This window comes from Streptococcus sp. ELY_137 (genome assembly GCF_058314515.1).
This window is the reverse complement of the sequence record NZ_JBZFUL010000016.1, coordinates 1-12,876: the sequence shown is the minus strand read 5'-3', so window position 1 is coordinate 12,876 and position 12,876 is coordinate 1. Positions and strand designations below refer to the sequence as shown.

At 42.2% G+C, this 12,876-nt stretch carries 11 protein-coding genes and 2 pseudogenes; 1 reads left to right on the top strand and 12 read right to left on the bottom strand.

Features of this window, described 5'->3' with window-relative positions:
* Positions 1–46: 46 nt before the first annotated feature.
* The 8 genes from AC4HAO_RS09585 to AC4HAO_RS09550 form a co-directional block, all read right to left on the bottom strand.
* Entirely contained in the window at positions 47–1,792 is a 1,746-nt protein-coding gene (locus AC4HAO_RS09585) for an ABC transporter ATP-binding protein (protein WP_491135225.1), read from the bottom strand.
* 9 nt (positions 1,793–1,801) lie between these two features.
* Positions 1,802–3,541 carry an ABC transporter ATP-binding protein gene (locus AC4HAO_RS09580; protein ID WP_491092882.1) on the bottom strand — a complete coding sequence of 580 codons (1,740 nt, stop codon included), beginning with the start codon at positions 3,539–3,541 and terminating at the stop codon, positions 1,802–1,804.
* 105 nt (positions 3,542–3,646) lie between these two features.
* Complete coding sequence (locus tag AC4HAO_RS09575; protein WP_491092881.1) at positions 3,647–4,132, bottom strand: GNAT family N-acetyltransferase; 486 nt, start codon at positions 4,130–4,132, stop codon at positions 3,647–3,649.
* Complete coding sequence (locus AC4HAO_RS09570; RefSeq protein WP_491092880.1) at positions 4,129–5,997, bottom strand: ABC-F family ATP-binding cassette domain-containing protein; 1,869 nt, start codon at positions 5,995–5,997, stop codon at positions 4,129–4,131. Before AC4HAO_RS09570 ends, AC4HAO_RS09575 begins: the two co-directional genes overlap by 4 nt.
* Before the next feature lie 114 nt (positions 5,998–6,111).
* Positions 6,112–7,314 carry a CCA tRNA nucleotidyltransferase gene (locus tag AC4HAO_RS09565; RefSeq protein ID WP_491092879.1) on the bottom strand — a complete coding sequence of 401 codons (1,203 nt, stop codon included), beginning with the start codon at positions 7,312–7,314 and terminating at the stop codon, positions 6,112–6,114.
* Positions 7,311–8,078 carry a 4-hydroxy-tetrahydrodipicolinate reductase gene (gene dapB / locus AC4HAO_RS09560; protein WP_491092878.1) on the bottom strand — a complete coding sequence of 256 codons (768 nt, stop codon included), beginning with the start codon at positions 8,076–8,078 and terminating at the stop codon, positions 7,311–7,313. Before dapB ends, AC4HAO_RS09565 begins: the two co-directional genes overlap by 4 nt.
* A gap of 85 nt (positions 8,079–8,163) precedes the next feature.
* A complete protein-coding gene (locus AC4HAO_RS09555; RefSeq protein WP_491092877.1) occupies positions 8,164–9,015 on the bottom strand; it encodes a DegV family protein in 852 nt (283 codons plus the stop codon).
* 1 nt (position 9,016) lies between these two features.
* A complete protein-coding gene (locus tag AC4HAO_RS09550) occupies positions 9,017–9,391 on the bottom strand; it encodes a DUF1149 family protein (RefSeq protein WP_491092876.1) in 375 nt (124 codons plus the stop codon).
* A gap of 676 nt (positions 9,392–10,067) precedes the next feature.
* Here AC4HAO_RS09550 and AC4HAO_RS09545 point away from each other — a divergent pair.
* Positions 10,068–10,232: pseudogene (locus AC4HAO_RS09545) on the top strand (IS3 family transposase); the annotation flags it as partial.
* A 239-nt stretch (positions 10,233–10,471) separates the two neighbouring features.
* On the opposite strand, the gene AC4HAO_RS09540 reads toward AC4HAO_RS09545, so the two are convergent.
* From AC4HAO_RS09540 to AC4HAO_RS09525, 4 genes and pseudogenes are all read right to left on the bottom strand, one after another.
* On the bottom strand, positions 10,472–11,065 hold the full coding sequence (locus tag AC4HAO_RS09540) for a hypothetical protein (protein ID WP_491092875.1): 594 nt from the start codon (positions 11,063–11,065) through the stop codon (positions 10,472–10,474).
* A 1-nt stretch (position 11,066) separates the two neighbouring features.
* Positions 11,067–11,669: a hypothetical protein gene (locus tag AC4HAO_RS09535; RefSeq protein WP_491092874.1), complete on the bottom strand. Its 603-nt coding sequence runs from the start codon at positions 11,667–11,669 to the stop codon at positions 11,067–11,069.
* Positions 11,670–11,781: 112 nt separating this feature from the next.
* Positions 11,782–12,489, bottom strand: a pseudogene (locus AC4HAO_RS09530) (TipC family immunity protein).
* Positions 12,490–12,711: 222 nt separating this feature from the next.
* A partial coding sequence (locus AC4HAO_RS09525) for a TipC family immunity protein (protein ID WP_491135239.1) occupies positions 12,712–12,876 on the bottom strand: 165 nt, incomplete at its 5' end.

The window sequence follows — 12,876 nt, the reverse complement described above, 5'->3', positions numbered from 1 at the left end:
AGGGCAAAAGAAGTGAGCTTGCAGTGGAGAAATTTATAGCACTTGTTTAAGACTGACTGAATTGACTCATATAAAGATCATGATAGAAGCCCTTATCAGCCAAGAGGCTGTCGTGGGTGCCCTGCTCAATGATTTGGCCGTCCTTGAGGACCAGAATCCTATCAGCTTCTTGAATGGTTGATAAGCGATGGGCAATGACGAAACTTGTCCGTCCCTCCATAAGTCGACTCATGGCTTTTTGAATCAAGAGTTCTAAGCGGGTATCAACCGAGGAAGTCGCCTCATCCAAAATCAGAATCTTTGGATCAGCCAAAAGAGCTCTAGCGATGGTTAAGAGCTGTTTCTGTCCCAGAGAGACATTGCTAGATTCTTGGTTCATTTCCATATTGTAGCCACCCGGTAGAGTGCGAATAAAGTGATCGACATTAGCCGCCTTAGCCGCAGCGATAATTTCTTCATCTGTTGCATCTAGCTTAGCAAAGCGTAAGTTTTCCTTGATGGTTCCTTCATAAAGCCAAGCATCTTGGAGCACCATACCGAACTGTTGACGGTACTCCTGCCGAGATAGATGGCGAATATCGTGGTCATCTACTGTAATAGCGCCCTTGGTCACATCATAAAAGCGCATAAGCAGGTTGATTAAGGTTGTTTTGCCTGCTCCAGTCGGCCCAACAATAGCGATCATCTGACCAGGTTTGACATCCAAATTAAAGTCTTTTATCAGGGGTTTGCCAGCTTCATACTGGAATTCAACATGATTAAAAGAAACTTGACCGGTCAAATCACCAGCTAGCTGCTCGCTGACCTCTGCTACCTCATTTTCTTCATCTAAAACAGCAAAAATCCGCTCCAATGATGAACGGGCAGCCTGCAGCATCCCCGCCAGCTGAGTCAAAGTTTGAATGGGTTGACCAATCTGCCAAAGGTATTGGACAAAAGCCTGCAAGTTACCAATTGTCAGAGTTCCAGCAATCACCTTAAGTCCACCCCAGACAGCAATAATCAAATAGGAAGAATCTGAGATAGCATTGAGGATGGGCATCATGATACCTGAAATAAAGCTGGCTTTGAAACCAACCTCCTGCAGCTCCTCTAAGATTCCCTCAAATTCTTTAGCAGAAGCCTCTTCTCGGCCGTAAAGTTTAATGACATTAAACCCTGTTAAATTTTCCTGAACAAAACCATTCATATCTCCCAGTACATCAGCCTGACGTTTAAAATAGGGTTGGGATTTATTCAGCAGGTATTTGGCAGATAGATAAGTAACAGGGATACTGATGATTACCACCACAGCCAACTGAAGATTGAGATAAAGCACCATAACAATGACCATAATTAAGGTCAATACGGCATTGACAACTTGCAAGAAAGATTGCTGCAGAGCATTAGAAACAGTTTCGACATCATTAGTGAAACGGCCTAGCATGTCCCCAAATTTATGCTGGTCGAAATAAGACACTGGGATCTTATTGATTTTATGACTAAGGTCATAGCGCAAATCGTGGATAGAACGCTGTACTGTCCGCGTCATAAAATAGTTGGACCCGTAACTACCGATCTCCGATAATAAACCGCGAACAGCATAGATGATAAGTAAAACTACAAGGCGGCCAACATTAATAGGGCTCCCTGACACCAGACTCCCAGTCAATTCTGTCACCATCAAGCCCAAAACAAAAGGCTCTAAGACACTGGCAAGGGCAGCAACAATCTTTAGAAAGACCGCCAAATAGAGCGTTCCCCTATAATGCTTCAGATAGGACCAGAGCCGTACAAATACATTTTTACGCATCTTTTCCTCCTATGCTTCTTCTAGCTGATTGCTACTGTTAAGTTGAGAATCAGCAATTTCACGGTAAATTTCATTAGAAACCATTAGCTCATCGTGAGTTCCGCGGCCAACGATTTCGCCTTCATCCAGCACAATAATTTGATCAGCATCCATAATAGTTCCAACCCGTTGGGCAACAATGAGAACAGTGGCATCTTGCGTAACCTCTTTGAGACGGCGACGCAATTCAGCATCCGTTCGGTAATCAAGAGCTGAGAAGGAATCATCAAAAATATAAATATCCGGCTTTTTCACAACCGCTCGAGCAATGGCTAAGCGCTGTTTCTGCCCACCGGACAGATTGCTGCCACCTTCAGCTAAATGAGTATCGTAACCATCCTCACGACTGTCAATAAATTCCTTGGCTTGGGCAACTTTAGCAGCTTCTTCTAAGTCCTCAACTGTGGCATCCTGCTTACCATATTTGAGATTTTCCTCAATGGAGCCTGTAAATAGCAGGGCTTTCTGCGGGACAAAACCAACTTTCTGGCGCAGGGCCTTGAGATTATAGTCTCTAACATCGACACCATCCACTAGGATCCTGCCCAAAGTTACATCGTAAAAACGCGGAATAAGACTGACCAATGAAGACTTACCAGAACCAGTCGATCCGATAAAAGCTGTCGTCTGACCCGGACCTGCCTTAAAAGAAATATTATGAAGAACTGGGCTTTCTGTCTCGCCAGGATAGGCAAAGGTGACACTGTCAAATTCTAAGTAACCTCGGCTTTGAGTCTCAGTGACCCCGTCTGGATTTTTAGAGATGGACAAGTCCATAGCCATCACTTCCTGAATACGGTGGCTGGAAACCACCATACGCGGATACATGGTAAAAAGATTCGCGAAAATCAAGAAAGAAAAGAGAGCATGGAAACTGTACTCAATAAAAGCGACCAGATCTCCGATCTGTAAGCTTCCCTTATTCAGGGGCTCCAAAGCAAACCAGACAATGGCGACAATCATAGCTACAATAATCTGGATAAACAGAGGCTCTGTCAGTCCCGTTAAGGTAAAGAGCTGAGTTGAAATGCCCGCATAATCTTTATTTTTGCTATCAAAGCGCTCCTCCTGGAAGGATTCGCGGGCGAAAGCACGGATAACCCTGAGACCGGTCAGATTTTCCCGGACGTACTGGTTTATCTTATCTAAAGTCTTCTGCTGTTTCTCCGAGAGCGGACCAGTCTTGGCAGCTACATAAGCAATGGTAGCAATCAAAAAAGGGATAAAAATTGCAACAACCCAGGCCAATGAAGGACTGGTCAGCAAAATCATAACAACCGAAAAGCTCATCATCAGGGGCGTAACAACGCCAATCCGTAAGCTTTGCTCAGAAAACTGCATGAGGACAAAGGCATCCGTTGTCATCCGTGTCACCAAAGAAGATACGCCAATTTTTTCATACTCTTCATGGGAATAATCCTGAAGCTTGGCATACATGTCCTTACGCAAATCCTTAACCATATTAGTGGACAACTTCCCGGTTGCATAGGCCAGCGTCATTCGCCCAACAATTCCGGCAAGTACGACCAGAAACATGATGGCAGCCCAAAAATAAAGTGCCTGCTTATCTTTAGGATTGATCGCTAAATCAATCATCCGCGCTAAAACTGTCGGTAGGCCTAAATTGACCACGACAAATAAAACAGCACCAAACAAATCATAAACCAGCCACTTAGGATACTTTTTCAAATAAGACCAAATTAGGTTCATAGTTTTCCTCTCTAAATTTTACATTTAGTATTTGAATACTATTCAATAAATAATCAACATCCACCTTGCTAATTTTGCTTATAATAGCATAAAATGAATCATCTCTTATATCCCTTCTGCCAGAGATTTTACCATCCAGATATCCATAGCAGTATGAGGGCTGTCGGCCTGCAAGGGAGAGGCCAACTGGCTATAACCAAGATGTTCGTATACTGCTACGGCCTGATCCAAAAGACTGGAAGTTTCCAAATAAATCCGCTCGTACCCTAGAGTGCGCGCTGCTGTTTCAATCCTCTCAACAAGTTGGCTGGCAAGTCCTCGTCCGCGATAATCAGCCGCTAGATAGAGCTTTTGCAGCTCAGCCGTTTGCTTAAACAAAGGACCGAAACCACCGCAGCCAACGATTTCACCATCGTTTTCTAAGACAAAATAAGCTGATGACTTCACCCTGTCGTAATAACCAGCCAAATCATCTAACTGGGGATCATCATAGGCTGTTTCTGGCTTATCCAGACCATAGGCCTGAAGACTATCGCGGATAAGAGCCGCAACAGCAGCATTATCATCGGGTTCAATCGGTCGAATCCTCATGTTTCCATCTCACTTAGATATTCATAACGCTCATATTTTTCCAAGAGCTGTTCGTTTTTGCTGTCTAAATCACTTTGCAGCTTGCTCAGCCTAGTAAAGTCACTGCCGCAGTCTTGCATTTCAGCTTCGATAGTTGAAATATCAGCTTCTATAGCAGCAATATCTTCTTCAATACTTGCCCATTCCTGCTTCTCTTGATAAGACATCCGTCTTTTATCTGTTTTGGGTTTGTGGACTTTGGAGCTTTCAGATTTTTGAATCACTGCTGCATTGGCTTTTAAAAATTCCTGCTCATCCAGATAGTCCGTATAATTACCGAAGAATTCACGGACGCTGCCGTCTTCAAAAGCCAGAATTTTATTAGCCACCTTATCTAGGAAATAGCGATCATGGCTAACGGTGATAACAGCGCCGCCAAAGTTCTGTAAAAATTCTTCCAAAACTGTCAGAGTGGCTATATCAAGATCATTGGTAGGTTCATCCAGTAAGAGAACATTAGGCTTTTCAAGCAAAATTCTAAGCAGATAAAGACGCTTCTTCTCACCACCAGATAGCTTGGCAATCTGGGTACCATGAGTAGAGCGCGGGAATAAAAATTGCTCTAACAAATCAGTCACACTGCTCGTACCAACAGATGTTTTCACCTCATCTGCGACTTCCTGCAAATAGGTAATCACTCGCTTGGACTCATCCATATCCTTAATGAGCTGAGAAAAATAGCCAATACGCACTGTCTCACCAATATCCAAACGGCCACCAGTTGGTTCCAAGTCCCCACTGATTAGGTTGAGCAGGGTTGACTTCCCAACACCGTTATCCCCGATAATCCCAATACGATCCTTGTTCTGCACCAGCAAGTTGAAATCTTGCAAAATGGGCTTATCAGGATAGGAAAAGCTGACCTGATCAAAGTTCAGTACTTTTTTACCAATTCGGCTCGTTTCAAAATCGATAGCCAGATCTGCTTTTGCATTAGCATGGCTAAGATCACCTTTTAATTCCTTAAAGCGATTAATACGTGCCTGCTGTTTGGTCGCTCGAGCCTGTGGCTGAGTGCGCATCCAAGCTAGTTCTTGCTTATAAAGCTGCTTTTTCTTATGCAGGGCCGCTGCATCGCGCTCATCCTGTTCTGCTTTGAGGCGGACATAGTCCTGATAATTTCCTTGATATTCTATCAAACTCGCCTTGTCCAATTCAAAAATTCGTGTTGCGACATTGTCCAAGAAATAGCGGTCATGTGTAATGAAAAAGACTGTCTTTTTAGAATTCTTGAGGTAAAGGGTCAGCCAAGCAATTGTATCAATATCTAGGTGGTTGGTAGGTTCATCCAGTAAAAGTAAGTCAGCTTCGCCCAAGAGGACCTGAGCCAACTGCACCCGCCGACGCATGCCACCAGAAAGCTGACCAACCTGTTTAGTCCAGTCAGAAATCCCCAGTTGAGTCAGCACCGTTTTAACCTCACTTTCAACGCTCCAGGCATTGAGACTATCCATTTCAGCCATAACACGCTCTAGTTCAGCTTGATATCCTGCTTGATAATCCAGCATCAGTGCTTCATAGCGCCGAATTAGAACCATCTCACGCAAATCAGAAGACAAAACGGTATCTAAAACCGTTCGCTTATCATCAAAATCAGGTTCCTGCGTCAAGTAAGCAATCTGATAATCCTTAGGCTTACGAAAAGGAGAGACATCCCCATCGAATCCCAGTCTATCTGCTATAACATCTAAAAGTGTAGTTTTTCCTGTTCCATTGACTCCGATGAGACCGACTCGGTCACCCTCATGAATCATAAAAGAAATCTTCCGAAAAACAGTCTTATCCCCAACCGTCTTGGTTAGATTTTCAGCGCTAAAATCACTCATTGCTCTCTCCCTATTACACTACTAAATTTTTCAATGACTTTCCAAAAGGCAGATAAAATAAGGATCTCTGGCCCCTAAGCACAGGCAGTGAGATTTATCATATTTAAAATCCCCTTAGAGTCCGCTCTTAACAAAATCCAAGATAGCCATCCGTTCATTGGGAAGTCCGCCTTGAACGATGGCCTCTTCAATATTCCTCAAAATCTGCCCTAAGTCTGGTCCCGGCTTTAGTCCCAGTTCCTTTATCAGGTCACCGCCTTTGATAAGAATTTCATGTTTATCATGAATGGTTAGCGCTTCGTCCAGCTGCTCAATCAAGGGGAAATCAACTATTAGTCCTTGTGCCTGACGCAGACTTTCAGCCAGTAAGACCAACTCCTTACCGTAGTCATAAAGTGTCCGCTTGCTATGCGTAGACTTTTGACGATAACGGTAGATAGCCACGAGGTCAGCTACTGTTTTTTGAAAATGAGTCGCCGTCTTCCATTTTTTCAAAAAGGTAACCGCATCATTAATTTCCAGAACTAAGCAAAGAGCTGCCCAAGCTTGTTCGCTTGTCGCAAAAACAAAATTATCTTCGTACACCACTAAAAACTGCTCCAAGGCCGGTCCTTTTCCCGCTAGATCTGGCAGATACTCGTAAGCTTGGCTGTCGATTAGAGCTTGCAGTCCCTTTTTCCAATGGGGAGCTGTTAACAATTTATCAAATTCAATGAAAATACGTTCAATCGAAATTTTTTCTAAGAGCGGAGCATAGCGTTCCATAGCAGCAAAAGTCTGCTCCTCAATAGAAAAGTTAAGACTGGCCGCAAAGCGCAGACCGCGCATAACTCGCAAAGCATCTTCACTGAAACGCTCCTGAGCCTTACCGACAGCGCGCAAGAGATGATTGTCCAGATCACTCAAACCATTAAATAAGTCGATAACGCGGGCATCTTCAGCTAAAGCAAAGGCGTTGACAGTGAAATCACGCCTTTTAAGATCTTCTTCTAAAGAGCGCACAAAAGAAACACTGGAAGGTCGGCGATAGTCCACATAGGCATCTTCCGTCCGAAAAGTGGTCACCTCATACTCACCACCGTTTTCCAAGACCAAAACTGTTCCATGTTCGATACCAATATCAACCGTTCGATCAAAAATTTCCTTGGTCTCTTGTGGATAAGAGCTAGTTGCGATATCGACATCATGAATGGGACGGCCAAGCAAAGCGTCACGGACTGAACCACCTACAAAATAAGCTTCAAATCCTGCTTGCTTTATTTTCTCTAACACTGGCAAAGCCTCCTGAAATTCAGAAGGCAACTGTTTTAATCTCATAGCAACTGTTCCAAACCGTACACAAGTTTATCTCGTTTAACAACTTCCTTGATACCGAGGTTAACACCGCTCATAAAGGAAACGCGGTCGTAGGAATCATGGCGCAAAGTTAGTCCTTGACCTTCAGCCCCAAAAATCACCTCTTGATGGGCTACCAAACCAGGTAAGCGCACCGAATGAATGCGGAAACCGTCAAAAGCTGCCCCGCGTGCACCCTTAATACTCTCTTCTTCATCAGGAGCACCTTGTTGTTTAAAATCACGCGCTTCACGAATCAGCTCCGCCGTCTTAATTGCCGTACCGCTTGGGGCATCCTTTTTTTTATCATGATGGAGTTCAATAATTTCCAAATCTGGGAAATACTTAGAAGCCTTGGCTGCAAATTCCATCAGCAAAATCGCTCCAATCGCAAAGTTAGGGGCAATTAAACCACCTAGACTCTTCTCAGCAGAAAGAGCTACCAATTCAGCAATTTGTTCTTCGGTAAAGCCTGTTGTTCCAACGACAGGCGCAAAGCCATTGTCTAAGGCAAAGCGAGTATTTTCATAGGCAACCTTAGGCATGGTGAAATCCACCCAAACTTGGGCATCGAAACCAACTAAATCCTTCTTGTCAGTAAAAACAGGGACACCATCGACTTCTTTCTCAGTCGCAAAAGGATCTAGGAGGGCTGCCAATTCCAGATCGGCATCGCCTTTAACCATGTCGACTGCAGTTGAGCCCATCCGTCCTTTAAAACCTGCAACAATAACTTTAATACGCATCTTTCTTTCCTCCTCTTATAGTACCTCTGGCACCATGCCAATCCTGCCTTCAGCCTTATAATACTATCTGCAAACAGTCTATCAGTCAGCTGCTTCTTATCGGTGTAAATCCAACAGCAACCGCTCCTTCACCCAGATGGGTCGAAATCACGCCACAAAAAGGCACAATATCAACGGGACCCTGATAACCACTGTCTACCAAAAGCTGGCGAAAATGTTCAGCCTTACTCTTGGCATTAGCCTCAATAATCCAAGTCTGGCAGTTTGCCTGCTGGGATTGATGATCGAGGATAGCTAGTAAACGTTTGAAGGCTTTTTTCTCTGTCCTGACCTTCTCAAAAACCTCAATACCTCCATCGTTGAAGTACATGATGGGCTTAATGCTCAGGAGATTACCCAAAAGGGCTGCACCGTTCGAGAGGCGGCCGCCCTTGACTAGATGATTGAGGTCATCAACTACGATATAAGCCTGCGTCCCATCAATCATGAACTGAACAGAAGCTAGAATATCTTCAAAACTCCGACCTGATTCAGCCATACGCAGAGCCGAGATCACCATGTACCCCATAGGACTGCTGGTGATCTTGCTGTCTGGGAAGGCAATCGTCAATTCCTTATGCTCATCAATCAAAAATTGGATATTCTGCCAGAATCCTGAGATACCGCTGGACAAAAAGAGTCCCAATACATGTGTATAGCCACCGATAACTAGATTGGTCAGAATATCATCCAGCTCAGCGATACTGGGTTGACTGGTTGTAGGTAGACTAGCAGCCTGACGCATCTTAGGGTAAAACTCCTCAATAGTCAAATTTTTCCCTTCAACATAGGTCTCACCATTTATCATAATCGGAATATCTAAGATATACAAATCTGGGTGATCCAAAAATTCCGACGGCAAATAGACTGATGAGTCTGTGATAATTGCTAGTTTCATCTTAGAACTCTAGACTGATACCCGGACGGTCCAAAGCAATCTCTGATACTTCATAAGTCATGCGCTGCAAGACCTCCAAAAGAGGGGCTGCTAAATTTTGCACTTCTTCTTGTGAAAATTCCTTAGGCTCATTGACGAGGCGGTTTTTAAGATGAACCATCTGCGAAATAACACCAGCAATAACAAACTCACTGCGTACAATTTGGAACTGGAGAACCGACACCAAGTGTGTCTCATATTTTTCCTCATCCTTGCTGACCAACTGGAAGGTTACTTCTACATTAGTCTTAGGCTCCCCGTGCTGCTTCTCCCACTCCAAATTACGAGCGTCATAGTGGTACTGATTAACAAAAACTTGATCACGCGTTAATTCCATTTTTCTCTCCTAACTACTAAACAACTACTCAAAGAAAATTAAATTGGACAAGGCAAAGCCCGAGCTGCTCTGGAGGGCATTTTATACCCCTTAGAAATTGGAAATAAGAAAAGATTAGCTTTCTCAACTAAAACCGAGCTAGAGCAAGCCCAAGTTCGTAAGATATTTTTATTTTCAACGAGTAGGAATTACTCAATACAGCTTATTATAGCATACTTCTGCCGCTCTTCAAAGACCTTCACTAGAAATACAAAAGTAAGAGAGTGTCGCTTTTTTCTGCTAAAGGAGGAGGCAGACTTTTTGTATTAAAGTCCAGCAGGACTTACTAGAGCTAGCTTTATGATGCCTACAAATTATAAGACCGCTCCAAATTTTTTTCGGGGGGCATTTAACAATTTCAGGATGGACTGATAAGGCAGCCTTTCCTTTTGCTGATAAGGTATCGCCATCAAAGCTAAAAAAACGGAGCCAACTTTCTTGCTGAATAGCTCTGCTATTTTTTCATCCAGCTCTGAGCATTTGAACGAGGATTTCTTTTATGACAAATAGAATCAAACCTGTAAATATAACAGCCAAGGCACTACTTTCAAAGTGAGTAAAATTAAATTTATGCATGAGCAAAAGTCCATTTACCATAATCCTCACAAACATAAAACCGATAATATGTGCCAACCTAGGAATTCTCAAGTCTGAAATATTTTACGGCTATGAAAAATCTTACCAGACTCTTGATGAGCTAGAACAAGCTATTACAGATTACATTTTTAACTACAATAATAAACGCATTAAAACAAAACTAAAAGGACTTAGTCCCGTCCAACACAAAACTAAATCCTTGTAATAATTTCTTATCCAACTTTCAGGGGTCAGTGCACAATCCCGTATGAATCATTCAGGACTGAAGCAATAGCAGAGCCCTCCAATAATTGAGATAATATTGATAGTGGAAAACTATCCAACATTTCGAGGAGTTATGCTATGGTTTTAATTTTCTTATCTTGCTTAGCTTGCAAACCTAATTTAGACCGCTTCTGCTTCCTACCATTATCGCCTTTTTCCCACGCATGGTTCCCTCCTAAGTTATACATTCTCATAAGGCGGATATTTTGAAAGTTTAATCTTATTCGGAGAAATTTTCTTGTAAGTTGAAATCTGAGACTTTCTTCCTTCTCTGTCATAAGTCGTTAGAATCAGGCGATTCCCCTTCCTCTTGTAATATCTTGGTAAACGAGACGCATATGTATGAGCAAAACCATTCACATAAGGCTCAGTCAAGTCAAAATCATCTTGAATCCGACTCAAATGACGGGCGTAGTCACTTGATGAATAACGGTTGACCACAGTCCTTGAGAATTTTTTTATCTTGATTCCGTTTGATAGCGGATCACTAGCTACATACTCATTATCTCCTTCAGCTTCGTAGTAATCTTTGTCAAATTCACGATATTGACTACCCATCGCAACAACCAAATCCGGACTACTATTTTCCTTATCTTCCTCCCAGACATCCTTTGCATAATGGTACCTATAACTAGATTCTTCCAACCAATAGCCATCAATATTACCAGTCATATAGCGATAAAAGAAGCCTGCCCCAAGGAGCAATAGTATACTTGGTATTAGCCACTTGAGGAGGTTCAGCTGTCTCTTATTAAAAGACTTAATCCATAACATCCTATACAGCCTCCAAATGAAAATCAGCGTCCTCGATATACTTATACTTAACTTGTTTTTCCAAACTGCCATCCTCATGAAAGTAGGTCACAGTCAGATAATCACCACTAACTTTATAAGTCATTTTAGACCTCTTAGCATATGTTTCCAAGGGTTCTTCACCATTGCTGCCATCACCCTCACTATTTACCATCTTTTTATAGGCCTTTACCGATAAGTTTGGCACAACTTTTCTTGATAGAGGATTTAAGCGGTAGCTATTTTGAGGCTCATCAATAACCAAGCTATTGACATGGTCGCCATAGCGGTACATGGTCACTCTTTGCGATGCTACTACTAAGACTGGTCGTTTCCAGCCATCGTACTCGTCATCCCATTCTTCCCATCGCTCTGTAACCAGATTATAGTTTCTCTCAGCCACAAATCGCCAGTAACCATCAGCCTGACCTGTCACATATCGATAAATAACAATACCATAGAATGCCAGCGAGTAGATGAGGGCACCTACTATTATCGTTTTTACCTTAGTGGTTATAGGGCGCCTACTAGCTGCTCCTTGGGGTAATGGACCGAACCATTCTCTTTTATTTTCTATTTCTACCATTCTGACCTCGCCTTTATTATCCTGTTTTCATCAGTGTAGCACAGAAAATTAATATTTAAAATAGATTTTTAAATATTTTTTACTTGGAGAGATCTTGTAACTTCGTTTCATTTTACTTTGATGTCAGTTCCTCTAAGTCATCATCTGAGGTAGTCCGAACTTCCTTGACCTCTACTTTGCCCCAGTGCTCAATATTTGGTGAAAAACGACTGTGATAGACAGAAGACCAATCCTTTAAAATCTTATGCAGACTTTTGTCACCATGGCGGTAGATGTTTGCCTTATCTACCTTAAGTTTCCGCAAAATTGCTTTAATTTCTTGTCCATCACCTGAGGTATGATAGTAAATGTCATTAAACTTATCATGTATGGCAAAGCTCTTTGAGAGTATCTTAGTTTTGACATTATAATAATAATCAATATGTATATTATAATGATTAATATTCTAGGATGTTGAAAAATTTATAACTCCATCATCATAAAAGGTATCAGGTGGATAGTAGAAGGAAAGGATTAAATACTGTCGGCTTTTCCCTAATAGGGACTTGTCATAGCGATAATTAGAATTGGGAAATTCATAAGAGGTTGCCCCTTCATCTCCGCGTCCTCTGTGATAAGCTTTAACACCTTTTACATGATTAAAATGGGTGCCCCCAAAATGGAAAACTCGAGTCGCAAAAGAAGTCTCATCATAATACATCTCATCAAAAATATTGGTACTTTTCTGGCGCGTCTGATGATTTAAGACAGATAAAGCAACAAAACCAGCCAAAAATAAGGTGAGTAGAATAGCTAAGAGTATCTTATAAGGTCGCTTCATGTCACTTACCGTCTGCTTTCAGATCATCACTCTTTTCTTTAAGACTGTCTCTATTCTTGATAATAGGACTTATTGGTATCATAGTATTCCCTATCAAAACCAAAGTAACCACTTTCGTTTTCTTCCCCAAGACCCATATCAGCACGAATAAAACTCATTTGTTCATAATTCCGATAACCAGTGGAGATTAAACAACTACTCACAAGCCATCTGCCAAAAAGTTCAATCTTCTTTTACTGTCATAGGGCTAATCTTAACGTCTCCCCAATTTTTTTCACTGAAACGACTAGGATGGATTTCCAACCATGCGTGAATGACTGTTTTATTTACCATAGCCTGTGTCTCTTTTTGTAAATCACTTTCAGTCATATTTTTAGAGGCGAGTAC

Excerpts from the sequence above, each read along its gene's own strand:
- AC4HAO_RS09585 (WP_491135225.1), bottom strand. The coding sequence starts at position 1,792 with ATGCGTAAAAATGTATTTGTACGGCTCTGGTCCTATCTGAAGCATTAT.
- AC4HAO_RS09555 (WP_491092877.1), bottom strand. The coding sequence starts at position 9,015 with ATGAAACTAGCAATTATCACAGACTCATCAGTCTATTTGCCGTCGGAA.
- AC4HAO_RS09565 (WP_491092879.1), bottom strand. The coding sequence starts at position 7,314 with ATGAGATTAAAACAGTTGCCTTCTGAATTTCAGGAGGCTTTGCCAGTG.
- AC4HAO_RS09575 (WP_491092881.1), bottom strand. The coding sequence starts at position 4,132 with ATGAGGATTCGACCGATTGAACCCGATGATAATGCTGCTGTTGCGGCT.
- AC4HAO_RS09580 (WP_491092882.1), bottom strand. The coding sequence starts at position 3,541 with ATGAACCTAATTTGGTCTTATTTGAAAAAGTATCCTAAGTGGCTGGTT.
- AC4HAO_RS09550 (WP_491092876.1), bottom strand. The coding sequence starts at position 9,391 with ATGGAATTAACGCGTGATCAAGTTTTTGTTAATCAGTACCACTATGAC.
- AC4HAO_RS09540 (WP_491092875.1), bottom strand. The coding sequence starts at position 11,065 with ATGTTATGGATTAAGTCTTTTAATAAGAGACAGCTGAACCTCCTCAAG.
- dapB (WP_491092878.1), bottom strand. The coding sequence starts at position 8,078 with ATGCGTATTAAAGTTATTGTTGCAGGTTTTAAAGGACGGATGGGCTCA.
- AC4HAO_RS09535 (WP_491092874.1), bottom strand. The coding sequence starts at position 11,669 with ATGGTAGAAATAGAAAATAAAAGAGAATGGTTCGGTCCATTACCCCAA.
- AC4HAO_RS09570 (WP_491092880.1), bottom strand. The coding sequence starts at position 5,997 with ATGAGTGATTTTAGCGCTGAAAATCTAACCAAGACGGTTGGGGATAAG.